At 65.3% G+C, this 24,371-nt stretch carries 21 protein-coding genes; 15 read left to right on the top strand and 6 right to left on the bottom strand.

Features of this window, described 5'->3' with window-relative positions:
* Positions 1 to 5: 5 nt before the first annotated feature.
* The 11 genes from VEIS_RS15770 to efp all read left to right on the top strand — a co-directional run bounded on the left by VEIS_RS15770 (position 6) and on the right by efp (position 12,353).
* Positions 6 to 1,079 carry a MucB/RseB C-terminal domain-containing protein gene (locus VEIS_RS15770; protein WP_011810966.1) on the top strand — a complete coding sequence of 358 codons (1,074 nt, stop codon included), beginning with the start codon at positions 6 to 8 and terminating at the stop codon, positions 1,077 to 1,079.
* Between the two features lie 150 nt (positions 1,080 to 1,229).
* On the top strand, positions 1,230 to 2,696 hold the full coding sequence (locus VEIS_RS15765; protein WP_011810965.1) for a DegQ family serine endoprotease: 1,467 nt from the start codon (positions 1,230 to 1,232) through the stop codon (positions 2,694 to 2,696).
* Positions 2,697 to 3,152: 456 nt separating this feature from the next.
* A complete protein-coding gene (gene lepA, locus VEIS_RS15760; protein ID WP_011810963.1) occupies positions 3,153 to 4,961 on the top strand; it encodes a translation elongation factor 4 in 1,809 nt (602 codons plus the stop codon).
* A complete protein-coding gene (gene lepB / locus VEIS_RS15755; RefSeq protein ID WP_011810962.1) occupies positions 4,958 to 5,986 on the top strand; it encodes a signal peptidase I in 1,029 nt (342 codons plus the stop codon). The genes lepA and lepB overlap by 4 nt, the downstream gene beginning before the upstream one ends.
* Before the next feature lie 39 nt (positions 5,987 to 6,025).
* Positions 6,026 to 6,382, top strand: coding sequence for a DUF4845 domain-containing protein (locus VEIS_RS15750; protein WP_011810961.1), 357 nt, complete (start codon positions 6,026 to 6,028; stop codon positions 6,380 to 6,382).
* The gene (locus VEIS_RS15745; protein ID WP_011810960.1) at positions 6,383 to 7,126 is read left to right on the top strand and encodes a ribonuclease III family protein; all 744 of its coding nucleotides are present in this window, start codon (positions 6,383 to 6,385) and stop codon (positions 7,124 to 7,126) included. It abuts the gene before it with no gap.
* The gene (gene era / locus VEIS_RS15740; RefSeq protein WP_011810959.1) at positions 7,123 to 8,145 is read left to right on the top strand and encodes a GTPase Era; all 1,023 of its coding nucleotides are present in this window, start codon (positions 7,123 to 7,125) and stop codon (positions 8,143 to 8,145) included. Before VEIS_RS15745 ends, era begins: the two co-directional genes overlap by 4 nt.
* Before the next feature lie 118 nt (positions 8,146 to 8,263).
* The gene (locus VEIS_RS15735; protein ID WP_041950092.1) at positions 8,264 to 9,415 is read left to right on the top strand and encodes a CaiB/BaiF CoA transferase family protein; all 1,152 of its coding nucleotides are present in this window, start codon (positions 8,264 to 8,266) and stop codon (positions 9,413 to 9,415) included.
* Positions 9,408 to 10,352 carry a hydroxymethylglutaryl-CoA lyase gene (locus tag VEIS_RS15730; protein ID WP_011810957.1) on the top strand — a complete coding sequence of 315 codons (945 nt, stop codon included), beginning with the start codon at positions 9,408 to 9,410 and terminating at the stop codon, positions 10,350 to 10,352. The genes VEIS_RS15735 and VEIS_RS15730 overlap by 8 nt, the downstream gene beginning before the upstream one ends.
* A gap of 83 nt (positions 10,353 to 10,435) precedes the next feature.
* A complete protein-coding gene (locus tag VEIS_RS15725) occupies positions 10,436 to 11,362 on the top strand; it encodes a Bug family tripartite tricarboxylate transporter substrate binding protein (protein WP_011810956.1) in 927 nt (308 codons plus the stop codon).
* A gap of 436 nt (positions 11,363 to 11,798) precedes the next feature.
* Entirely contained in the window at positions 11,799 to 12,353 is a 555-nt protein-coding gene (efp, locus tag VEIS_RS15720) for an elongation factor P (protein ID WP_011810955.1), read from the top strand.
* 3 nt (positions 12,354 to 12,356) lie between these two features.
* Here efp and rimO read toward each other — a convergent pair whose 3' ends face one another.
* The 4 genes from rimO to VEIS_RS31190 form a co-directional block, all read right to left on the bottom strand.
* Complete coding sequence (gene rimO / locus VEIS_RS15715) at positions 12,357 to 13,745, bottom strand: 30S ribosomal protein S12 methylthiotransferase RimO (RefSeq protein WP_011810954.1); 1,389 nt, start codon at positions 13,743 to 13,745, stop codon at positions 12,357 to 12,359.
* A gap of 71 nt (positions 13,746 to 13,816) precedes the next feature.
* Positions 13,817 to 14,350, bottom strand: coding sequence for a polyhydroxyalkanoate synthesis repressor PhaR (gene phaR, locus VEIS_RS15710; protein WP_011810953.1), 534 nt, complete (start codon positions 14,348 to 14,350; stop codon positions 13,817 to 13,819).
* A 251-nt stretch (positions 14,351 to 14,601) separates the two neighbouring features.
* Entirely contained in the window at positions 14,602 to 17,157 is a 2,556-nt protein-coding gene (locus VEIS_RS15705; RefSeq protein ID WP_011810952.1) for a sensor domain-containing protein, read from the bottom strand.
* Between the two features lie 170 nt (positions 17,158 to 17,327).
* Positions 17,328 to 17,459 (bottom strand): hypothetical protein, encoded by a 132-nt coding sequence (locus tag VEIS_RS31190; protein ID WP_265259678.1) that lies wholly within the window; start codon positions 17,457 to 17,459, stop codon positions 17,328 to 17,330.
* Positions 17,460 to 17,553: 94 nt separating this feature from the next.
* On the opposite strand from VEIS_RS31190, the gene VEIS_RS15700 reads away from it, so the two are divergent.
* From VEIS_RS15700 to VEIS_RS15685, 4 genes are all read left to right on the top strand, one after another.
* Positions 17,554 to 18,504, top strand: coding sequence for a choline ABC transporter substrate-binding protein (locus VEIS_RS15700; protein ID WP_011810950.1), 951 nt, complete (start codon positions 17,554 to 17,556; stop codon positions 18,502 to 18,504).
* Positions 18,505 to 18,544: 40 nt separating this feature from the next.
* The gene (gene fdhA / locus VEIS_RS15695) at positions 18,545 to 19,744 is read left to right on the top strand and encodes a formaldehyde dehydrogenase, glutathione-independent (RefSeq protein ID WP_011810949.1); all 1,200 of its coding nucleotides are present in this window, start codon (positions 18,545 to 18,547) and stop codon (positions 19,742 to 19,744) included.
* Positions 19,745 to 19,860: 116 nt separating this feature from the next.
* Positions 19,861 to 21,531, top strand: a complete 1,671-nt coding sequence (gene betA / locus VEIS_RS15690) for a choline dehydrogenase (RefSeq protein ID WP_011810948.1) — start codon at positions 19,861 to 19,863, stop codon at positions 21,529 to 21,531.
* 18 nt (positions 21,532 to 21,549) lie between these two features.
* The gene (locus VEIS_RS15685; protein WP_011810947.1) at positions 21,550 to 22,977 is read left to right on the top strand and encodes an L-serine ammonia-lyase; all 1,428 of its coding nucleotides are present in this window, start codon (positions 21,550 to 21,552) and stop codon (positions 22,975 to 22,977) included.
* A 223-nt stretch (positions 22,978 to 23,200) separates the two neighbouring features.
* Here the strand turns inward: VEIS_RS15685 and lgt are convergent, their stop codons facing one another.
* Together lgt and VEIS_RS30650 are read right to left on the bottom strand one after the other, a co-directional pair.
* Positions 23,201 to 24,034 (bottom strand): prolipoprotein diacylglyceryl transferase, encoded by an 834-nt coding sequence (lgt, locus tag VEIS_RS15680; RefSeq protein WP_011810946.1) that lies wholly within the window; start codon positions 24,032 to 24,034, stop codon positions 23,201 to 23,203.
* Positions 24,028 to 24,246, bottom strand: coding sequence for a nucleotide-sugar transporter family protein (locus VEIS_RS30650; protein WP_232287714.1), 219 nt, complete (start codon positions 24,244 to 24,246; stop codon positions 24,028 to 24,030). Before VEIS_RS30650 ends, lgt begins: the two co-directional genes overlap by 7 nt.
* Between the last annotated feature and the right edge of the window lie 125 nt (positions 24,247 to 24,371).

The following is a 24,371-nucleotide window of genomic DNA, read 5'->3' as shown; positions in this document are numbered from 1 at the left end:
CTGTGATGAATCTGTTTGGCGTGGCGGCGCTGTCCGGACGGCTGCGGCATCGATGGTTCGGGTCGATGCTGGCGGCGGCTTGCTGCGGCCTGGGCCTGCTGCCTTGTGTCATCGGCGCCGCGCAAGCGCAAGGCGTTGCCGCCGCTGAGCCTGTGGCAGCGCCCGCCGAGCGCGATATGGCGCAATGGCTCGAACGCATGCGCAGTGCGCCCTGCCACCGCTCCTATGCGGGCACTTTCGTCGTGCTGTCGGCCAATGGCGCGATGTCGAGTGCGCGCATCTGGCATGCCTGTGATGGGCAGCGGCAGATGGAGCGGGTCGAATCGCTCAGCGGCACGCCGCGCACCGTCTTCAGGCGCGATGACGAGGTGCGCACCTTTTTGCCGCAGCAGCGCATCGTGCGCGCCGACCGGCGCGACGCTGTCGGTCTTTTTCCGCCGGTTCCGCCGGTCAGTGGCACCTCGGTCGGGCAGTTCTACGTCTCCCGTCTGATGGGACAGGAGCGGGTGGCCGGATTCGTTGCCGATGTGGTGTGGTTCAAGCCCGTCGATACGCTGCGCTTTGGCTATCGGCTGTGGAGCGAGCGCGACACCGGGCTGGCGGTGAAGCTGCAAACGCTGGCCCCGGACGGACGGGTGCTGGAGCAGGCCGCGTTTTCAGAGCTGGATTTGAACGCGCCGGTGCAGGTCGATCAGCTCGCGCGCCTGATGGACGCCACGGCGGGCTACAAGCTCATTGCTCCGCCCGTGGTCAAAACCACCGCCAAAGAGGAGGGCTGGACGCTGCGCCAGCCGGTCGCGGGCTTTGTTCCAGTCAGTTGCCACCGACGCGCCGTCTCCATGGCCGATGATGCGCCCAGTGTGTTGCAGTGTCTTTATTCCGATGGGCTGGCTTCCGTTTCGCTGTTCCTGGAGCCCTTTGACCCGCAGCACCATCCGGCGCGGCCTCAGATATCCGGCATGGGTGCGACGCAGCTTTTGGCCCAGCGTGTCGCGCCTGACATGTGGGTCACTGCGGTGGGCGAGGTTCCGCTGTCGACGCTGCGCCTTTTTGCCGGGCAGTTGGAGCGTTTGCGTTGAGCCTGCCGCAGGCCGCAGGCACCCGCCGACGGGCATGAAAAGAGTTGCCCGGTTCGGGAACCAATTGGCGGCCCTGCCCTTCACAGTGACAGCCCAATCGATTGCCCGCATCGATTGCCCGCATTTGCCACCAATTACGAAAGGTCGATGATGTTCAAGCCGAAGTTCGCCCGGAGCGCAACGCGCTCCGTTGTGTTTGCCAGCCTGCTTTGCGGGGCGGCCAGCCTGCTGGTGCTGCCCCACGCCGCGTTGACCCAGCCCGCCGTTGCGGCCCGTGGTCTGCCGGACTTTACCGATCTGGTGGACCAGGTCGGTCCGTCGGTGGTCAACATCCGCACGGCGGAAAAAGTATCGAGCCGCTCCAACAGCGGCCCGATGGACGAAGAAATGCTGGAGTTCTTCCGGCGCTTTGGCCTGCCCATGCCGAACATGCCGCGCCAGCCAAGACCCCGGCAGGACGAGGAGCCGCAATCACGCGGTGTGGGCTCCGGTTTCATCCTGACGACCGATGGTTTCGTGATGACCAACGCCCATGTGGTCGACGGGGCCGATGAGGTCATCGTCACACTCACCGACAAGCGCGAATTCAAGGCCAAGATCATCGGCACCGACAAGCGCACCGATGTCGCCGTGGTCAAGATCAATGCCACCGGCCTGCCGGCGGTCAAGGTCGGGGATGTGGGCCGGCTGCGGGTCGGCGAGTGGGTGATGGCGATTGGTTCACCGTTCGGTCTGGAAAGCACCGTCACTGCCGGCATCGTCAGCGCCAAGCAGCGCGACACCGGGGATTACCTGCCATTCATACAGACCGATGTCGCGATCAACCCCGGCAACTCCGGCGGGCCGCTGATCAACATGCGCGGCGAGGTGGTGGGCATCAACAGCCAGATCTATTCCCGCTCGGGGGGCTTCATGGGCATTTCGTTCGCGATTCCGATGGACGAAGCGATCCGTGTCAGCGATCAACTGCGCGCCACGGGCCGTGTCACGCGCGGCCGTATCGGCGTACAGATCGGCCCCGTCAGCAAAGATGTCGCGGAGTCTATCGGCCTGGGCAAGCCGATCGGCGCCTTGGTTTCGGGTGTGGAGGCCGGCTCGCCGGCAGACAAGGCCGGCGTCGAGGCCGGCGACATCATCACGCGCTTCGACGGCAAGGCCATCGAGAAGGTGGCCGACCTGCCACGCCTGGTGGGCGCCACCAAGCCAGGCAGCAAGAGCGTGGTGACGGTATTTCGCCGCGGCGTGACGCGCGACCTGGGCATCACCATTGCGGCCATCGAACCCGACAAAGCGACCGGCAAGGCGGCTGAACGCGAGGACAATCCCAAGGCATCGGCAGCGGCGCAGCAAATCGGGCTGTCGGTGACGGAACTGTCGGACGCACAAAAGAAAGAACTCAAGCTCAAAGGCGGGGTGGTGGTGCTCGCGGCCACCGACGCTGCGGCCCGGGCCGGTTTGCGTGAAGACGACATCATCTTGTCGATCGCCAACACCGAAATCTCGGGGGTCAAGGATTTCGATGCGGTGCTGGCCAAGGCGGACAAGAGCAAAGCCATCAACTTGCTGTATCGGCGCGGGGAATGGACCCAATACGCGTTGATTCGTCCGGCCCGCTGAAGGGGCTGTGCCAGCGCGGGGATGGGGCGCCAGCGACCCATTTCCCGCTGCTGGCAGAGGGTTTTTGGCGGCCAAGTCGTTTTTTCGTGTCGATGGTGGCGACCTGTTTTCGGGATTTCATCAACCGGACTCGATAGAATGCAGGCCGTCATTCAACGCTGATCTGCATATCGGGTGCCGTCGGGTTCACGATGCGGAATGTTCTCGTGCCATGCACAGGTTGTCCAGCGCCGTGCTTGCGCAGTCTGTGAATAAATTGTGTATAAAATCCTTGTTGCACCCTGGCAACTCCCCTTGGATGCGCTCACCCGGTCTTTGACAGACGGTCTTTTTGCCTACAATGGGGTTCCAACCATCGCAGTTGCCAATGATCGTTGGTTCAGGGCGCGTCGCCACTTGACGCGCCCTTTTTTCTGGGTGCGCCGTTTCCATTCAATTACTTGACGCTTTCCGTTGATGAAGCACATCAGAAATTTTTCCATCATTGCGCATATCGACCATGGCAAGTCGACGCTGGCCGACCGCTTGATCGAGCGCTGCGGAGGGCTGGCGGACCGTCAGATGCAGGCCCAGGTTCTGGACTCGATGGATCTCGAAAAAGAGCGTGGGATAACCATCAAGGCGCAGACCGCCGCGCTGCAATACCAGGCCCGGGACGGGCAGGTCTACCAGCTCAATCTGATCGACACACCGGGGCATGTCGACTTCTCGTATGAGGTCAGCCGTTCGCTGTCGGCCTGCGAGGGCGCGTTGCTGGTGGTCGATGCATCGCAGGGGGTGGAGGCGCAGACGGTGGCCAACTGCTACACGGCCCTGGAACTGGGGGTCGAAGTGGTGCCGGTGCTGAACAAGATGGATTTGCCCAATGCCGACCCGGACAATGCCAAAGCCGAGATCGAGGATGTGATCGGCATCGACGCGACCGACGCGATCCCTTGCTCGGCCAAGACCGGCATGGGCATAGACGATATCTTGCAAGCCATCGTGGCCAAGGTGCCGGCACCGCGCGGCCAGGCCGATGGCCCGTTGCGCGCGATGATCATCGACAGTTGGTTTGACAGCTACGTCGGCGTGGTGATGCTGGTGCGGGTGGTCGATGGTCGTTTGCTCAAGGGCGAGCGCATCAAGATGATGGCCAGTGGCGCGGTCTACAACGCCGACGGCCTGGGCGTGTTCACCCCGGCCAACGAGCCGCGTGATGCGCTGGCCGCCGGGCAGGTGGGCTATGTCATTGCCGGCATCAAGGAGTTGCAGGCGGCCAAGGTCGGCGACACCATCACGCTGGAGAAGAAACTGCCGAACAACGCAGGCCCGGCGGCGCAGGCTTTGCCCGGTTTCAAGGAAATCCAGCCGCAGGTGTTCGCCGGGCTGTACCCCACCGAGGCCAGCGCCTATGACTCGCTGCGCGATGCGCTGGAAAAGCTCAAGCTCAACGACGCCTCGCTGCACTACGAGCCGGAAGTGAGCCAGGCGCTGGGCTTTGGTTTTCGCTGCGGCTTCCTGGGCCTGCTGCATATGGAAATCGTGCAGGAGCGTCTGGAGCGCGAGTTCGACCAGGACCTGATCACCACTGCGCCCAGCGTGGTCTACCAAGTGGTCAAGGCCGATGGCCAGGTGCTGATGGTCGAGAATCCATCGAAGATGCCCGACCAGGGGCGGCTCAGCGAAATCCGCGAGCCCATCGTGACAGTGCATCTGTACATGCCGCAGGACTATGTCGGCCCGGTGATGACCTTGGCCAACCAGAAGCGGGGCGTGCAGATGAACATGGCCTACCACGGTCGCCAGGTGATGCTCACCTATGACATGCCGCTCGGCGAGATCGTGCTCGACTTCTTCGACAAGCTCAAGTCGGTCTCGCGCGGCTATGCATCGATGGACTACACGTTCAAAGAGTACCGCGCTTCCGATGTGGTCAAGGTCGATATCCTGCTCAACGGAGACAAGGTCGATGCGCTGTCGATCATCGTGCACCGCTCGCAGTCGCAGCACCGTGGCCGCGCAGTGGTCGCCAAGATGCGTGAAATCATCAGCCGCCAGATGTACGACGTGGCCATTCAGGCGGCCATAGGCGCCAACATCATTGCACGCGAAACCATCAAAGCCTTGCGCAAGAACGTGCTGGCCAAATGCTATGGAGGCGACATCACGCGCAAGCGCAAGTTGCTGGAAAAGCAGAAAGCCGGCAAGAAGCGGATGAAACAAATCGGATCGGTCGAGGTGCCCCAAGAGGCGTTCCTGGCCATTTTGCAGGTGCAAGAATGACGCAATTCATGCAAGTTTTCACGGCCCTGGTGCTGGCCGCGTTCGCGGCCTATGCCGGCGCCTGGTACATCGGCTCGATCGAGAGCAATTTCGCGTTGCTGCTGAGTCTGGCCACCGCGATCACCGGCGCTTTCTGGCTGGCCGAGCAGTGTTATTTCCTGCCCTGGCGCCGCCGCGCAGCGCAGGCGCTGCCTGATGTGACGCAGGCGCTGCAAGGTGTGACGCAGGCGCTGCCCGGTTCAACTCAGGCGTTGCCAGGCGCGCAACACGGCGCAGGCATGGCTGGCGAGCCGGGCGCTACCGAGGCTGTCCGCAAGGCCCGGGAGCGGCTGCTGATGCAGCCCTGGTGGCTGGACTGGACTGCGGGTTTGTTTCCGGTCATTGCCGCCGTGTTCTTCCTGCGCTCGTTTCTTGTCGAGCCTTTCAAGATCCCGTCAGGCTCGATGATCCCGACCCTGTTGGTGGGCGACCTGATCCTGGTGAACAAGTTCACTTACGGCATCCGACTGCCCGTCATCAACACCAGGATCACCGCAGGCAACCCGCCCGCACGCGGCGATGTGATGGTGTTTCGCTATCCACCGCAGCCGAGCCAGGACTACATCAAGCGCGTGGTCGGTGTGCCCGGAGACGAGGTCGCCTACATCAACAAGCGTCTGACCATCAATGGCCAGGTCATCGAAACCAAGGCGTTGCCGGACTTCCTCGAAGAAGACGCAATGCGCTACTTCCCGCAGTGGGAGGAGCGGCTCGGCGCCGAGTCGCACCGCTTGCTGAACAATCCGGATGCGCCCGCCTTCGTGCAAGGAGCCAGCCATTTCGCCTACCGCGAAAACTGCCGCTACAGCGTCGAAGGCGTGGTCTGCAAAGTGCCGCAGGGGCACTACTTCATGATGGGCGACAATCGGGACAACTCACTGGACTCGCGCTACTGGGGCTTCGTACCCGAGGGCAACATCGTCGGCAAGGCTTTTTTTGTCTGGATGAACTTCGGTAATCTCGGGCGCATAGGCCCCTTTCACTGAGCCATGACCATGGCATCACACCACGAGGAGGTAAGCTGTATGAACATGCATCGTCGCCGCTCGCGCCAGCGCGGGCTGTCTTTTTATGGGCTGGTCTTCATTCTCGTGCTGCTGCTGGCCGGCGTGGTCATCGGCGGCCAGTCGGTGCCGATTTTCATAGAGTATCTCTCCGCGAAAAGGGCGATCGAAAAGGCCAAGTTGGCCGGTCCCGCCGACGCAGTGCGTGCGGCCTTCGACCGCACTGCCCAGGTCAATGACATTCGCTCGATCAAGAGCGAGGACCTGGAAATCACCGAACATGGCGGCCAGGTGGTGGTGTCGTTCAAGTACGAGCGCGCCATTGCGTTGGGTGGTCCGGCCTACCTCGTGTACCGCTTTGCCGCGCAGACCCACTAAGTGCGGCCCGACCTGATTGCGCTGCAAGAGCGCTTGCAGCATGTTTTTTCCGACCCCGGTCTGCTCGAGCGCGCCACTACGCACCGCAGTTTTTCTGCCGAGCACAACGAGCGGCTGGAGTTCTTGGGCGACTCCGTGCTGAATCTGGCCGTCTCCAGCCTGCTCTACCAGCGCTTGTCGGCCCTGCCCGAAGGGGAACTCTCGCGTGTCCGCGCCAACCTCGTCAGACAGGAGAGCCTGTACCAGTTGGCCTTGCGCTTGCCACTGGCCCAGGCGCTGCGTCTGGGCGAGAGCCTCTCGGGCAACCGGCAACGCCGTTCACGGCGCCGGTGCGCTGATGAACTGCAACCGGACGAGGCCGGATCCGGCGGCCTGCAACACCCATCGATCCTGGCCGATGCGCTGGAAGCGCTGATCGGCGCCGTGTACCTGGATGCCGGTTACGCCAGCGCCCAAGCGCTGGTGCAGCGCCTGTTCCAGGATGTGGAGATCAGCCCCCGGATGCAGGCGGCGGCCAGGGACGCCAAAACCGCATTGCAGGAGTGGCTCGCGAGCCGCAAAATGAAACCGCCCCAGTACCAGGTGGTGGCAAGGGTCGGGGCGGCGCATTGTCCGACCTTCGAAGTCGCGTGCGGTATTCCCGCTCTGGGCCTGACCGAGCGCGGCAGCGCCGGCTCGCGCCAGGCCGGCGAGCAGGCGGCGGCGGCGGCCATGCTGGCCACATTGAAAGCCAGAAATTTATGAACGGCGCTACCAAAAACGTAGCCGATGGCGAAGCTGCAACAAGCGCCTTGGCACCCCATGATCTGGATGCGATGCTGACCGCCGCAGGCGTTACAGACGTTGCAGGCGTTGCAGCGGCCACGCCCGGCCAACGCTGCGGCGCAATAGCCATCGTCGGCAAGCCGAATGTGGGCAAGTCGACCTTGCTCAACGCGCTGGTGGGCCAGAAGATCAGCATCACCTCGCGCAAGGCGCAGACCACGCGCCACCGCATCACGGGCATTTGCACGCGCGCGCAAACGCAATTCGTTTTCGTCGACACGCCGGGCTTTCAAACCCGGCATGCGAACGCGCTGAACAAATCGCTGAACAAGGCCGTGGTGGGCGCGCTCGGCGATGTCAGCCTGATCCTCTTCGTGGTCGAGGCCGGCAACTTCACGCTGGCCGATGCCAAAGTACTGTCGCTGTTCAAGCCCGGCGTCGCAACGCTGCTGCTGGCCAACAAGCTCGACTTGGTGCCGCGCCGCGCCGACATCGCGCCCTGGCTCCAAAGCATGCAGGAGCGCCACCCGTTTGCCGAGTTCGTGCCCATGTCGGCCAAGAACCAGGGCGACATCGAGCGCCTGTTCGGCATCTGCGCCCGCTACCTGCCCGAGCAGGCTTGGTGGTACGCGCCGCACGAACTGACCGACCGCAGCGAAAAATTCCTGGCCAGCGAGACCGTGCGCGAGAAGCTATTTCGCTTCACCGGCGACGAACTGCCCTACACCTCGACGGTGCTCATCGACCGGTTCGGGCAAGAGCTCAGCCGGCAGCACAAGCGCCTGGTGAAGATCGCCGCCACCATCGTGGTCGAGCGCGACAGCCACAAGATGATGGTCATCGGCGACAAGGGCGAGCGCCTCAAACGCATCGGCACCGAAGCGCGCCAGGAACTGGAAAAACAGCTCGACGCCAAAGTCTTCCTGGAACTATGGGTCAAGGTGCGCTCCGGCTGGGCCGACGACCAAGCGCGCGTGCGCTCGTTCGGCTACGAATGAGCCTGAAATAAAAATATTGTATTTCCCATATCGATGAGCGCAGGCCAGACTCCGCCATCATCGATGGAGACAAAGGCCCGGCCCGGTATCGAACGGGAACGGACCGATGAAAGCACACATGGAAAAGACACTGCAAAACATCCGGGTGCTGGAACTCGGACAGGTGCTGGCGGGACCGTTCGCCGGCGCGATTCTTGCCGACCTCGGGGCCGACGTGGTCAAGCTCGAACGCACCGATGGTGGCGACGACGCGCGCCACATGGGGTCGGCCTTTCGCCATGGCGACTCGATCAACTTCCACGTCTTCAATCGCGGCAAGAAGTCCGTCGCCATCGACCTCAAGAGCGACCAAGGCATGCAAGCCTTCGACCGGCTGGCGGCCGGCACGGACATCCTGATCCACAACCTGCGCCCCGGCGTCACCCGGTCCATGCAGATCGACGGGCCGACGCTGTGCGCGCGCTACCCGCGCCTGATCTATTGCGAGATCTCGGCTTTCGGCCACACCGGGCCGCTCAGCATGCAGCCGGGCTACGAGCCATTGATCCAGGCTTTCAGCGGGCTGTCGAGCATCAATGGCGGGCCCGATGATCCGCCGATGCGCACCGGCGCCTCGGTCTGCGACCAAGGCACGGGCATGTGGGCCGTGATCGGTGCGCTGGCGCTATTGCAGCGGCGCCAGCAGACAGGCAAGGGCGGTATCGTCAGCACCTCGCTGCTGGAAACGGCCCTGGTCTGGACGGCCCAAAAGACCGACGCCTATGTCAACGAAAGGCGTTTGCCGGAGCGCCACCGGTCGGGCCACCCCGGCTTCGTGCCCTACGAGGCCTTCGACACGGCCGATGCGCCGTTGCTGATCTGCTGTGGCAACGACCGGCTTTTCGCCCGGTTCGCGCATGAACTCGGGCGCGACGACTGGATTGCCGACGAGCGCTTTGCGAGCAACCGGCTGCGGCTGCGCCACCAGACGGCGCTGCTCGAACAGATCGTGCCGCTGCTGCGCACGCAGACCCGGGCGCAATGGATGGCCCGGTTCGCCGGTGCAGGTGTGCCCTGCGCGCCGGTGCACACCGTGCCGCAGGCCATTGCGCACCCGCAGGTGCAAGCGCTGGACATGCTGCAAGCCGTGCCGGGCGAGGATTTCCGGCTGACGGCGTTGCCGATGTCGATCGATGGCCTGCGGCCTGCGCACCGCTCGGTCGCCCCGCGCCTGGGCCAGCACAACGCCGAACTTGGCGCACCCGTGCCGCAAGGAGGTCCGGATGTCTGACCTTCCCCGTCGCGTGCATCTGCATGAAGAAGGCCCGCGCGAGGGCTTTCAGATGGAAGCCGGGCCGATTGCGTCGGCAGACAAGGTGCGCCTCATCGAAGCCTTGGCCCGGACGGGCCTGCGAGAGATACAGTGCGTGTCCTTCGTCAACCCCGGGCGCGTGCCCGGCATGGCCGACGCGGAACTCGTCGCGCAGTCGATCCGCAAGCGCCAGGGCGTGCGCTACACCGGCCTGTGGCTCAACCTGCGCGGCATGCAGCGCGCACTGGGCACGCCACTCGACATCGAAGGCACGGTGAGCATCAGTGCGTCCGAGGCGTTTTCGGTGCGCAACTACGGCAAGGGCACGGCCGCTTTGCTCGATGCGCAGCGGACGACGCTGGCGTTTTGCGTCGAACATGCGATTGCCGTAACCAGAGCCAGCGTCACCACGGCCTTCGGTTGCAACCTCGAAGGCGCGATCTGCGCCGCCACCGTGGTCGAACGTGTATCGCAACTGCTCGGCCTGATGGACGAATTCGGCCTGCCGTTGCCGATCCTGCGGCTGGCCGATACCGTGGGCTGGGCCCAGCCGAATGCGATAGCCTCGGCGATCGGCGCCGTGCGCGAACGCTGGCCGGCGCTGCGCCTCGGCCTGCACCTGCACGACACGCGCGGCACGGCCATGGCCAATGCGCTGATGGGCTTGCAGATGGGCATCGACACCTTCGACAGCGCATGCGCCGGACTCGGTGGTTGCCCGTTCGCCGGGCACACCGGCGCGGCCGGCAATATCTGCACCGAAGACCTCGCGTTCATGTGTGAGGAAATGGGCATCGACACCGGCGTCGATCTGGAGGCGCTGATCGAATGCGCGCGGCTGGCCGAACAGATCGTCGGCCATCCCTTGCCGGGAAAGCTCATGCGCGCCGGCACGCTGGAGCGCTTGCGGCACTGACTGCAAAGAAATTTTCACGAAAGAACACCACCGTGCCGACTCCTTTCATTCGGCTGCGCATGTCGTCGGCATGGGCAGCGGCCATGCTCGCCACGGCCGCTGCCGCGCAGGCCCAGCCGTACCCCACCAGGCCGATGACCATCGTCGTGCCTTTCGCTGCCGGCAGCGGCACGGACCAGTTGGCGCGCAGCCTGGCGCAGGCGCTGGGTGCGCAGTACAAGGTGCCGGTCATCGTCGACAACCGGGCCGGTGCCAGCGGCTTCCTCGCCGCGCAGTACGTGGCCAAGGCCGTGCCCGACGGCTACACGGTGCTGATGACGACCAACACCACGCATGCGGCCAACGAGCATCTGTTCAAGAAACTGCCCTACGACCCGGTGAAAGACTTCACCCCGGTGGCGCTGTTGTCCAAGGGACATATGCTGCTGCTGGTGAATGCGGATTCAGCGATCAAGTCGGTGGCCGACCTGATCGCCGCCGCGAAGAAGTCGCCCGGCAAACTCAACTTCGGCAGCGGCAGTTCGTCCAGCCGCGTGGCCAGCGAATCGCTCAAGCAGATGGCCGGCATCGACGTGGTGAACGTGCCCTACAAGAGCAACCCCATGGCCATCACCGATCTGCTGGGCGGCCAGGTCGACTTCATGTTCGCCGATACACCGACTGCGCTGCCGCAGGTCAAGAGCGGCAAGCTGCGCGCGCTCGCCGTGAGCGGCAACCAACGGCTGGCCGCAGTGCCGGCATTGCCCACGGTGGAGGAAGCCGGCGTCAAGGGCTACGACATGTCGTACTGGACGGCCGTCTACCTGCCGCCCGGCGCGCCGGCCGCGATTACCGGCAAGCTCAATGAAATGGTGATCGACGCAGCGTCGGCACCCACCTTCGTGGCCTATCGGGCGAGCACCAGCGGCGAGGTGGTCACCAGCACGCCCGAAGGGCTGGCGGCGTTCCAGGCGGCCGAGTCGCGCAAATGGGGGCAGGTGATCCGCGCCGCAGGCATCCAACCCGAGTGACGGATGCACGACGGCCAAGCCAGGCAAAACGCTTGGGCTCGTGCGGACAGCGCCGTGGTGATCACGGGCATGAAACCGGGGGGCGGCAGTCCATGCCTGCGTGGCAGATTGGGGCTGCGCATGCTCGAACCAGCGCTCCAGAGTCCCCACTTCGATACCGCCCCCGTGCAAGCTGCGCCGTGCGGTGGCAGTAGCAAATGGCTGCTCCTTGCCTCCTTTTTTCCGCTTCGTCGCGCAACCCCGATACAATCTGCGGCTTTGCGCACAACGGGCGCGGCAGGTCGATGTCCTGCCCGTGCCCTGATGTCCTGGCGTCACTGGTGTCGCCGACATGAGCCGCGCAGCCCCGCCGCAGAACATGCATGGGCACGGCACGCCTTCCAGCCTGGGGGCCGCCGGCCGGCGCATCGGGCGGCCACAACCCAAGCAACTTGCTATGAAAATCGCTCAAGAAATCCGCGCCGGCAACGTCATCATGCACGGCAAGGATCCGATGGTCGTCCTGAAGACCGAATACGCCCGTGGCGGCCGCGGCGCTGCCACCGTGCGCATGAAGCTCAAGAGCCTGATCGCCAACTTTGGCACCGAAATCGTGCTCCGGGCCGACGACAAGATCGACAACGTGATCCTGGACAAGAAGGAATGCACCTATTCCTACTTTGCCGACCCGATGTATGTCTGCATGGACGCCGAATACAACCAGTACGAAGTCGAAGCCGGGAACATGGGCGACGCACTGAACTACCTGGAAGACGGCATGGCCCTCGAAGTGGTGTTCTACGACGGCAAGGCGATCTCGGTCGAACTGCCCACCAGCGTGGAACGCGAGATCACCTGGACCGAACCGGCCGTCAAGGGCGACACCTCCGGCAAGGTGATGAAGCCGGCCAAGATCGCCACCGGCTTCGAGGTGCCGGTGCCGCTGTTCGTGGCGCAAGGCGACAGGATAGAAATCGACACCCGCACCGGCGAATACCGCAGGCGCGTGTGATGATCAAATCGGCTGCGCCAGCAGGTCATGCCCGCGCACGCCGACGATGCGGGCCTGGGTGAACTCGCCCACCTTCAGGGTCTTGCTGATCTTTTCGGGCGGCAGCAGGTGCACTGCGCCGTCGATCTCCGGCGCGTCGGCATAGCTGCGGCCTACGCCGCCCTTGCGGCCCAGGCCCGGGGCAGCGTCGATCAGCACCTGCATCGTGGCGCCCACGCGGCGTTGCAGTTTGGCGCTCGACAGCGCTTCGGCCACGGCCATGAAACGGGCGCGGCGCTCTTGCCGCAGTGGCATCGGCAACATGCCGGGCAGATCGTTGGCCACGGCGCCGCTCACGTCGCTGTAGGCAAAGCAGCCGACGCGGTCGATTCGGGCTGCGCGCAGGAAGTCCAGTAGATGCTCGAACTCGGCCTGCGTCTCGCCGGGAAAGCCGACGATGAAGCTGCTGCGGATCACGATCTCGGGGCAGACTTCGCGCCAGCGCTGTATGCGCTCCAGGTTGCGCTCGCCGCTGGCGGGGCGCTTCATGCGCCGCAGCACCTCGGGGTGGCTGTGCTGCAAGGGCACATCCAGATAGGGCAGCACCCGGCCCTGGGCCATCAGCGGGATGAGCGCATCGACGCTCGGGTAGGGGTACACATAGTGCAGCCGCACCCAGGCGCCGTAGGGCTCGGCGAGCGCGCCCAGCGCCTGCACCAGTTCCAGCAGGCGGGTCTTGAGCGGTTGGCCGTCCCAGAAACCGGTGCGGTACTGCATGTCCACGCCATAGGCCGAGCTGTCCTGGCTGATCACCAGCAGTTCTTTCACGCCGCCGGCAAACAAGGCCCTGGCCTCGTTCAGCACAGCGCCAATCGGGCGCGAGACCAGCGCGCCGCGCAGGGTCGGGATGATGCAGAACGTGCAGCGGTGGTTGCAGCCCTCGCTGATCTTCAGGTAGGCGTAATGCCTGGGCGTGAGCTTCAGGCCCGCAATGCCCATGCCCCCGGGCACCAGATCGATGAAGGGGTCGTGCGGCTTGGGCAGGTTCCGGTGGACTGCGTCCAGCACCTGCTGCGTGGCCTGGGGCCCGGTCACGGCCAGTACGCTGGGGTGCAACTGGCGCACCATGTTGCCGCCGTCGGCGCCGGTGCGCGCGCCCAGGCAGCCGGTGACGATGACCTTGCCGTTCTCGGCCAGCGCCTCGCCAATGGTGTCCAGGCTTTCCTTGACCGCATCGTCGATGAAGCCGCAGGTGTTGACGATGACCAAATCCGCGCCCTGAAAGGTCTTGGAGGTCTCGTAGCCCTCGGCGCTCAACTGCGTCAGGATGAGTTCGGAGTCGGTCAGGGCCTTGGGGCAGCCGAGCGACACCATGCCTATGCGCGGGGCGCGCTCTGCGGTCATTGTGGTCATGGGGATGTCAATCTCAGGTCTCGTATATGGCCCAGCGCGCGGCGCATGGCTGCTTGCGCCGGGCGCCCGTTTCAGCGCTTGAGGCCAAACGCTCCCAGCATCTGCTCGGTCTGCTTGTGCATCTGCTCTTGCATTTGCGCGAGCATCGACTGCGACTGCTCCACATAGTTGCCCATCATGCCCTTGAGCATCGGCGACTGCAGGCTCATGAACCGGGTCCACATCTCGGGCGTCACGCTTTGCGACTGCTCGGCCAGCTTGACCTGTATGTCGGTAAAGGCTTGCACGTTCTTTTCCAGATAAGCGCCCATGAAGCCCTGCATCGCATGGCCGTAGAAACGGATGATGTTGGCCAGCACCGCCTCGGTGAACATGGGCACGCCGCCGGCCTCCTCTTCCAGGATGATTTGCAGCAGGATGCTGCGCGTCAGGTCTTCGCCCGTCTTGGCGTCGCGCACCACCAGTTTCTGGTGGGCCATGACGAGTTGGCGCACTTCGGCCAAGGTGATGTAGCTGGAGGTATCCGTGTCGTACAAACGGCGGTTGGGGTATTTCTTGATCACGCGCGGGGCCGACTTGGTTTCGGCGCTTTTTTGTCCGGACACAACGAACTCCTCGGGCCGAAGCCCATATATTGCAGTGCAATATATTCTAGGGATTGTGCGCCGCCACGACGGCAAAGGAATACCCTGACGGCGTGCCAGTGTCGCGTCATCGGTCAGATGCCGCAGGCTGCGCGCAGCCATCGGAGCGCAGCGCGCAGCCCATACCGAGCGTATTGGCAAGCGATGCAACGCTGCGCTGCGCTCCGATGGCCAGCGCCGACCGACAGTGGACCGATGACGCGACACCAGGATCAGCCGGCAGGGTGCAGGAAGGCATCGATATCCGCCACCGGCCCGGGCCGGCCGAACAGATAGCCCTGAAACCCTTCGCAGCCATGCAGTTGCAGGAACGACAACTGTCCGGTGGTCTCGACCCCTTCGGCCACCACTTGCAGGTCCAGGCTCTTGGCCAGCGCCAGGATGGTGCGCACGATGGCCGCGTCGTTCGGGTCGGCCAGCACCTCGCGCACGAAGCTCTGGTCGATCTTGATCTGGTCCAGCGGCAGGCGCTTGAGGTAACTCAGGCTGGAGTAGCCGGTGCCGAAGTCGTCCAGCGCAAAGCCCACGCCTTCGCTCTTGAGCTGCGCCATGCGGGCGATGGTGTCTTCGATGTCGCCCAGCAGCAGGCTTTCGGTCAGCTCCAGCTTGAGTCTGCGCGGGTCGGCGCCGTGGCTTTTGAGCTGGTGCAGCACCTGCGCGACAAAGCCCGGTTGCCGAAATTGCCGGGCGCTGACGTTCACCGAGATCGACAGCCCGGCGGTGTCCGGGTGCCGGCTCCAGCGCTGCAACTGCGCGCAGGCGGTTTGCAGCACATACTGGCCCAGCGGCAGGATCAGCCCGGTCTGCTCGGCCAGCGGGATGAAGTCTGCCGGGCCGATCATGCCGCGCTGCGGGTGGCGCCAGCGCACCAGGGCTTCGGCGCCCATCAGGCGCGCCTGGTGGTCGACCACCGGCTGGTAGTACACCAGCAGTTCGGCGCGCGCCAGGCCCTGGCGCAGGTCGGCCTCCAGGTTGGAGCGGGCGTTGACGGCGGCCTGCATGTCCGGGTCGAAGAAGCGCTGGGTGTTGCGGCCTGCGGCCTTGGCCTGGTACAGCGCCAGGTCGGCGCGCTTGAGCAGTTCGTCGACCGACAGGCGCTGCTCGCCAAACAGCGTCACGCCGATGCTCAGCGTGCTGTAGTGCTGGCCGCCGTCGAGCGCGAAGGGCTGGTTCAGGCTGGCCAGCAGTTTGTCGGCCACCATTTCGGCCTGCGCGGTGGCGCTGCGCAGGTCGGGTGCCAGGGCTTCGAGCATGACGACGAATTCGTCGCCGCCGAAGCGGGCCACGGTGTCGGCGGCGCGCACGCTGGCCACCAGGCGGGTGGCGACCTGCGCCAGCAGTTGGTCGCCCATGTCGTGGCCCAGGGTGTCGTTGAGGTCTTTGAAGTTGTCCAGGTCGATGAACAGCAGCGCGCCCAGTTTGTGCGTGCGCTGGCAGGTGGCGATGCTGCGTTGCAGCCGGTCGAGCAGCAGGCGCCGGTTGGGCAGGCCGGTCAGCGCGTCGTAGAACGCCAGGCGCTCGATCTCCTGCTCGGCCAGTTTGCGGTCGGTGATGTCCATCGTGAAGCCATGCGAGACCACCGAGCCGTCAGGCTCGCGGTGCGGGATGGCATTGGTCATGTGCCAGCGCACACTGCCGTCGGACATGCACACGCGGTACTCGCATTGCCAGGGAACCAGCTTGCGCACCGAGGTGATCGCCGAGCGCCGCACCTGCGGCCGGTCTTGGGCCAGCACGCGCAGCATCAGCACGCCGTGGTCGGCCGTGACCTCCCGGGGTTCGACCCCCATGAATTCGCGCACCGCATCGCTGATGTACTGCACGCTGGTCGCGCCGTCGGAATGCAGCCGAAACTCGTAGATGAAACCGGGTATGCGGCTGGCAATGCGCTGGATGAACAGCAGTTGCTCGCGCAACTGCTCTGCGGCCCGGTGCTCGTCGGTCACGTCCTGCACCACGCCCATCACCACCCGCACCCCGTCGCGCGGCAGCGTGCGCTGCAAACGCGTGCGCATCCAGCGCACTTGGCCGTCGGGGCGGCGCCAGCGGTATTCCGCGTCCAGGCCGCGTTCGCCGCGTCCATCGCGCTCGCGCAGTTGGCGAAACACATGGCGGTCTTCGGGCAGGATGCCGCTGACGGCACGCTCGGGGTCGACCCATTCCTGCTGCTCGAACCCGGCGATCGCGCACAAACCGGGGGACCACAGCAGCACGGTCTCGCCCGGGTCTTCGATGCGGCGCCAGTGGCCTGCGCGCGCCAGGCTTTCCATGGTGTCGAAGACCTCGGTCTGCTCCCGCAGATCGCGCCGCACCTCCTCCAGCGAGCGCTCGGACGCCGCCAGCGCGGTGCGCAGGGTTTCGGCTTCGGAGGCATCGCGCACCGTGACCATGATGCCGTCACGGGCGACGCGGCGGGCCGTCAGGTCCCAGGCCAGCAGCAGCCGGCCAGGCTCGCGCACCACCTGGCGGCATTCGAGCAATGCGCCCACGCGCACCACGCCATACAACTGGTCCATCAAGGGGGTGTCTGCCAACTGGTCGAACACCTCGCTGGCATCCGCGCCCGGGCTGCGCACTGCGCCCAGGCCGGGCATGCGGCGGGCTGCGGCATTGGCCCCGCGCAAGCGCAGCCGCTCGCCCTGCAAGCGAAACTCCATCAAGGCCACCGGCACCGCATCCACCAGGGCTTGCAGACGCGCTTGCGCAATGGAATCCATGGCCCCCTCTCCGGCAGGGGAAAGAGGGTCGGTCGACAGTTCGGTTGTCATCGCAGCGCTCTGAAACCTCTGATTCGGACGGGGCAGGCCGGTGGTCCAGGCCGGACTGCCAGCATACAACCAAGAATTGTCAAAACATCGCCGGGAAACAAATCCCCACAGTAATCACAGGCAGCGCAGAGAAATCGCAGCGCCGATTCCAGGGGCCGGTTCGCCGTCGTTCACCGGCCGGTGGCGGGCGCAAGAATCAGCGCGCCCGGGGTGTTCGCCGCGCTGGCGTCGTGGTCGAGGATGGCGCTGATGGCCCGCTGGCAACCGATAGCGTCGACATTGCCGGCCACGGACAAATTCATGTCGCCTCCGGTCAATCTTTGTCGCGCCAACCTGTGACAGTGCGGAGCGCACCTGCCGTCGCCTGCGAGCACTGACTTTTACGAAGACCGCCCCATGACAAAGCGCTTTGCCCTTTCCGGTTTCCTCGGCTTGGTCATGCTGTGCGCGCCGCTGGCGCAAGCGGCTGCAGCGGAGCCCGCCAGTTGCAAGACCGTGCGTTTTGCCGATGTGGGCTGGAGCGATATCGCGGCCACGACCGGGCTGGCCTCGGTGGTGCTCGAAGGGCTGGGCTACCAGCCGAGCGTGACGATCGCCTCGTTGCCGATCGCGTTCACCGGCATCAAGTCCAAGCAGATCGACGCCTTCCTGGGCTACTGGTTTCCCAGCATGACGCCCATCATCGAGCCTTTCGTCAAGGCCGGGCAGATCAAGGTGCTCGACCGGCCCAACCTGGTCGGCGCCAAGTACACACTGGCGGTTCCGGCCTATCTGTACGACAAGGGGCTCAAGACCTTCACCGACATCGCCAAGTTCCACAAAGAGTTGGACGGCAAGCTCTACGGCATCGAGCCTGGCAACGACGGCAACGCGCTGATGCAGGGCATGATCGACAAAAACGAATATGGCCTGAAGGGCTTCAAACTGGTGGAGTCCAGCGAAGCCGGCATGCTGGCCGAAGTCCAGCGCGCAGCGCGCAGCGGCAAGGCCATCGTCTTTCTGGGCTGGGAGCCGCATCCGATGAATGTGCAGATGAAGATGAAATACCTGCAAGGCGGCGATGCCGTGTTTGGCCCCAACCTGGGCGAGGCCAAGGTCTTCACGGCGCTGCCGCCCGACTACGAGGCACGCTGCCCGAATGTCGCGCGCTTGCTGAAGAATCTGCGCTTTACCACCGACATCGAAAATGCGGTGATGCTGGACATCCTCGAAAAGGTCAAGCCCAGTGATGCCGCCCGGGCCTATCTGAAGAAAAACCCCGCCCCGCTGGGCGAATGGCTCGATGGCGTCAAGACCTTCTCCGGCCAGGAAGGTCTGCCCGCCGTCACGGCGGCGCTGAAAAACTGATTCTTTTCACACCAACCAACCAACCAAAAGGGGACATGAAATGCCAACGAATCGCGGTGTCGTTTATTTGCGCCAGGGCCAGGTCGAGGTGCAGTCGATCGCCTTTCCCGAACTGATCGACCCTGCGGGTCGCCGCGCCGAGCATGGCGTGATCCTGAAGGTGCTGAGCACCAACATTTGCGGATCGGACCAGCATATGGTGCGCGGGCGCACCACCGCGCCGGCCGGGCTGGTGCTGGGCCATGAGATCACCGGCGAGGTGCTCGAAGTGGGCCGCGATGTGCAGATGCTGACGCCGGGCGACATCGTGTCGGTGCCGTTCAACGTCGCCTGCGGGCGCTGCCGCAGTTGCAAGGAGCAACACACCGGCGTGTGCCTGAGCGTCAACCCGTCGCGGGCCGGCGGCGCCTATGGCTATGTCGACATGGGCGGCTGGATCGGCGGGCAGGCCGAATATGTGATGGTGCCTTACGCCGACTTCAACTTGCTCAAGTTCCCCGACCGCGCACAGGCGATCGAGAAAATCCGCGACCTGACCTGCCTGTCCGACATTCTGCCCACCGGCTACCACGGCGTGGTGACGGCCGGGGTAGGCCCGGGCAGCACGGTGTACGTGGCCGGGGCCGGGCCTGTCGGCCTGGCCGCCGCCGCATCGGCCCGGCTGCTGGGTGCGGCGGTGGTCATCGTCGGCGATGTCAATCCGGCACGCCTGGAACATGCGCGCAAAGTGGGCTTTCAGACCGTCGACCTGTCCAGGGACGCCACGCTGGCCGAACAAATCGCGCAGATCCTGGGCACACCGGAAGTCGACTGCGCCGTCGACGCGGTGGGTTTCGAGGCGCGCGGCCATGGCCACGCGGGCTCGCAAGCCGAGGCCCCGGCCACGGTCCTCAATTCATTGATGGAAGTCACGCGCGCGGCCGGCAAGATCGGCATCCCCGGCCTGTACGTCACCGAAGACCCGGGCGCTGTCGACAAGGCCGCGCAGCATGGCGCGCTCAGCATCCGCCTGGGGCTGGGTTGGGCCAAGTCGCACAGCTTTTTTACCGGCCAGACACCGGTGATGAAATACAACCGCGCGCTGATGCAGGCCATCCTCTGGGATCGCATACAGATCGCCGATGTGGTGGGCGTGCAAGTGATCACGCTGGATCAGGCGCCGATGGGCTACGCCGAGTTCGACGCGGGAGCGCCGAAGAAATTCGTCATCGACCCGCATGGCGTGCTGATCAAGCATTGAACCGCGCCAGCGTGCTGCGCCGGCCCTCGGCGCAGCACCCGACCCCCATCAGCCAGACAGCCAGACGGCAATGACCCAAGAGGCCAGGTCGGCCTTGCGGCGACCGATGCAAGGCCATGACCACCGATTTTTTCGACTACATCATCGTAGGTGCCGGCTCCGCAGGGTGCGTGCTGGCCAACCGCCTGACCGAAGACCCGCAGTTGCGGGTCTTGGTGCTGGAAGCCGGCCCTGCCGACCACAGCCTGTTCATCCATATGCCTTCGGCATTCGCCTACCCGCTGGCCAATGACCGGTACAACTGGTACTACCACACCGATCCCGAGCCTTTCATGGACCAGCGCTCCATGTATTGCCCAAGGGGGCGGGTGCTGGGCGGCTCCTCGTCGATCAACGGCATGGTCTACATCCGTGGCCACGCGCTGGACTACGAGGGCTGGGCCAGTCGCCCGGGGCTGGCCAACTGGTCCTATGCCGATTGCCTGCCATACTTTCGCAAGGCCGAACACCGGGCCCGGGGTGGCGATGCTTACCGGGGCGACAGCGGCCCGCTGAAGGTGTCCACCGGCGCCTGCCGCAACCCGCTGTACAGCGCCTTCATCGAAGCCGGGCAACAGGCCGGCTACGCCTACACCGACGACATGAACGGCTATCGCCAGGAGGGCCTGGGGCCGATGGACATGACGGTCCACAAGGGCCGGCGCTGCAGCGCTGCCGTGGCCTACCTGCGACCGGCGATGAAGCGCCCCAATCTGCAGGTGCGCACCCGCGCGCTGGTGGCCCGCGTGGCGTTCGAGCCTGGCAGCAGCCCGCCGCGCGCCATCGGTGTGCAAGTCGTCAACGGCCAGCGCATCGACCTGCTGCGCGCCAGCCGCGAAGTGATACTGTGCGGCGGCGCGATCAACTCGCCACAACTGCTGCAACTGTCGGGCATCGGCGACCCCGATGCGCTGCGCCACCTGGGCATTGCAGTGCTGGCACCGCTGCGCGGCGTCGGGGCCAACCTGCAAGATCACCTGGAAACCTATGTGCAGTACGCCTGCAAGGAACCGATTACGCTGTACGGCGCCATGAATTGGCGCGCCAAGCTCAGGATCGGCGCACAGTGGCTGCTCCAGGGCACCGGGCTGGGGGCGACGAACCACTTCGAATCGGGCGGCTTCATCCGTAGCGCAGCCGGGGTTCGGCACCCCGACTTGCAATACCACTTCCTGCCGATGGCGATCAGCTACGACGGCAGCGCGCCGGCCAGCTTCCACGGTTTCCAGGCCCATGTGGGGCCGATGCGGCCGACCAGCCGGGGCCATGTCCGGCTGCGCAGCGCCGACCCCAAAGAGCCGCCGCAGATCCTGTTCAACTACATGGCGACCGAGCAGGACCGCAAGGAAATGCGCGCCGGCATCCGCCTGACGCGCGAGATTTTTGCGCAGCCGGCCTTTGACCGGTTCCGGGGCCGGGCAGTCTGCCCGACCGACGCCGTGCAAACCGACGCCGAGATCGACGCCCATATCCGCGCCCATGGCGAAAGCGCCCTGCACCCTTCATGCAGCTGCCGCATGGGCAGCGACGAGTGGGCCGTCACCGATGGCAGCGCGCGCGTGCACGGCGTGGCCGGACTGCGCGTGGTCGACGCATCGATCATGCCCGATGTGGTCAGCGGCAACCTGAACGCGCCGACCATCATGCTGGCCGAAAAACTGGCCGACACCATCTGCGGCAAAACGCCCCTGCCCCGCTCCGACATGCCCTACTTCGTGCATCCCCAATACAAGAGCGTGCAGCGCTGAATCCGGCACCCATAGCCCATGGCCGTCAGCGTATTCGACATCTTCAAGATCGGCATCGGGCCGAGCAGTTCCCACACCGTGGGGCCGATGCGCGCCGCGCGCCTGTTCGCCGAGCGCCTGCGGCACCAAGGGCTGCTGGCCTCCTGCGCCCGCGTCGAGGTCAAGCTGTATGGCTCCCTGGGCTCGACCGGCAAAGGCCATGGCAGCGACAAGGCCGTGCTGCTCGGCCTCGAAGGCCACGACCCTGAAAGCATCGACGTGGAGGCCATCGGCGCGCTGCTCGAACGCATCCGCAGCACCGGCCAACTGCGCCTGGCGGGTTTGCAGCCGATGGCGTTCAATGAAAAAGCCCACCTGGCCTTCTACCGCCGCGAGACCCTGGCCTTCCACCCGAACGGCATGCGCTGCCTGGCCTACGACGCAGCGGGCAGCGAACTGCTCAACCGCTGCTACTACTCGGTGGGCGGCGGCTTCGTGGTCAGCGACGAAGCGGCAGCCGACGGCCAGAAGCACAAACTGCTGGTTCCCGACACCAGCGTTTTGCCCCACCCCTTTCACAGCGGCGACGAACTGCTGCGGCGCTGCCAGGCCAGCGGCCTGTCGATTGCCGGCCTGATGCGCGCGAACGAACGCCACTGGCGCAGCGACGCCGAGATCGACGCCGGCCTGCTGCGCATCTGGGCCGTGATGCAGGACTGCGTGGCTCGCGGCTGCCGCACCCAAGGCATATTGCCGGGCGGCTTCAAGGTCAAACGGCGTGCCGCCGACCTGCACGACAAACTCTGTGCCCACGCGGCCTCGGGGCCTGGGGCAAGCGGCATTGGCGGCATTGGCGGCGCCGGCGATCCGCTGCAGGTGCTCGACTGGGTGAACCTCTACGCGCTGGCGGTGAACGAAGAAAACGCCGCCGGCGGCCGGGTCGTCACCGCGCCCACCAACGGTGCTGCGGGCATCGTACCGGCCGTGCTGCACTACTACACCCGGTGGTTTGTCGCCAGCGCCAGCAGCGCCGGTGTCATCGACTTCCTGCTGACCGCCGCCGCAATCGGCATGTTGTACAAGGAAAACGCCTCCCTGTCCGGCGCCGAAGTCGGCTGCCAGGGCGAGGTCGGGGTGGCCTGCTCGATGGCCGCTGCAGCCCTGTGCGCGGTCATGGGCGGGCGGCCGGAACAGGTGGAAAACGCCGCCGAGATCGGCATGGAGCACCACCTGGGCCTGACCTGCGACCCGGTCGGCGGCCTGGTGCAAATACCCTGCATCGAACGCAACGCCATCGCCTCGGTCAAGGCCATCAACGCCGCCCGCATGGCCCTGCATGGCGACGGCACACACCATGTGAGCCTGGACAAGGTCATCAAGACCATGCGCGAAACCGGCGCCGACATGCTGACCAAATACAAGGAAACCGCACGCGGCGGCTTGGCCGTGAACATTGCCGAGTGTTGAGCGCCTGTGCTGCGCGTTCCCAGCGGCACCGCACCAGCGCGCCCGGCCCGCCGCACCCCGGAGAGCGGAGAGCGGCTCTGCAAGGATGTGCCGGCCCCGCCGGGCTTGTCGGTAAAGCAGGTTGCCGAACGCCTGGAGGTGCCGCGACCTCGCACCCTGGCGCCCAGGCGCATGCTCGACGGGCACGCGGCGATCAGCCCGGGCCTGGCACTGGCCGGCCTGATCAAGCGCGGGAACCCCGCGCCACTGCCGGCCGGCGCCGGGCGGCCCGGCACCACAGCAGCACACCGCCGGCGATCATCGGCAGGCACAGCCACTGGCCCATGCTCATGCCCAGCGCCAAAATGCCCAGGAACGCATCAGGCTCGCGGAACTGCTCGGCAATGAAACGCAAGACGCCATAGCCGACCAGAAAGGCCGCCGCCACCTGGCCCTGGCGGCGCTCACGGCGCGCATACAGCCACAGCAGCACGAACAGCAGCAGCCCTTCGAGCAGAAACTGGTACACCTGTGACGGATGGCGCGGCTGCATCGAACCACTGTGCGCAAACACCATGCCCCAGGGCAGGTCAGGGCTGGCAAAACGTCCCCAGAGCTCGCCGTTGATGAAGTTGCCCACGCGCCCGGCTGCCAGCCCGGTGGGAACGCAAGGCGCGACGAAATCGGCCACCTGCAGCAAGGGCCGCTGGCGCGAATGGGCAAACCACAGCATGGCCACGATCACGCCCAGCAGGCCACCATGAAAGGCCATGCCGCCCTGCCATAGCGCAAAGACCTCCAGCGGGTGACCGAGGTAGTAGTCCGGCTTGTAGAACAGGCAGTACCCCAGGCGCCCGCCCAGCACGACGCCTGCCACCCCGAGGAACAGGATGTCTTCCACATCCTTGCGCGACCACGCGCCCGGGCCAGTGCGGCCGGCAAAAGGCGGGTGCCGCAAACGCCGGCAGCCCAGCAGCATGAACAGGCCAAAGGCCGCGAGATAGCTCAGGCCATACCAGTGAATGGCCAACGGGCCGATCTGCAGCGCGACGGGATCGATGGGGGGGTAAATCAGCATGGTGGCCGGTATTGTGCCCGGCAAGCCCCGGGGGTTCGACGGGCCGCCGGGCCGGCGCCGGTCCAGGCAACGGCCACCACGCCGACAGTGGCCAGCAGCACGCTCGCGATGCGCTTGCCGTGCGGCCGCTCGCCCAGGACAGTGACGGAAAAGAGCGCAGGTATCCGCTCATACGGCTCGACATACTGCACGGCTTGAAGTGGGGCGCCCATCATGACAACGGCGCTCGGATGACCCGGGCCTGCATTTCAGTGCGGATGTCTCCGAACGCAATGGCGGCGCCAGCGAGCGACATGGTAGGCGTGGCATGGCGCCGGTTCAGGCAAACTACGCCAGT

The sequence above is a fragment of the Verminephrobacter eiseniae EF01-2 genome, assembly GCF_000015565.1.
GTDB classification, from domain to species: Bacteria; Pseudomonadota; Gammaproteobacteria; order Burkholderiales; family Burkholderiaceae_C; genus Acidovorax; species Acidovorax eiseniae.
Note: the sequence above shows the minus strand (reverse complement) of the source record. Positions and strands in the feature narration are given on the sequence as shown.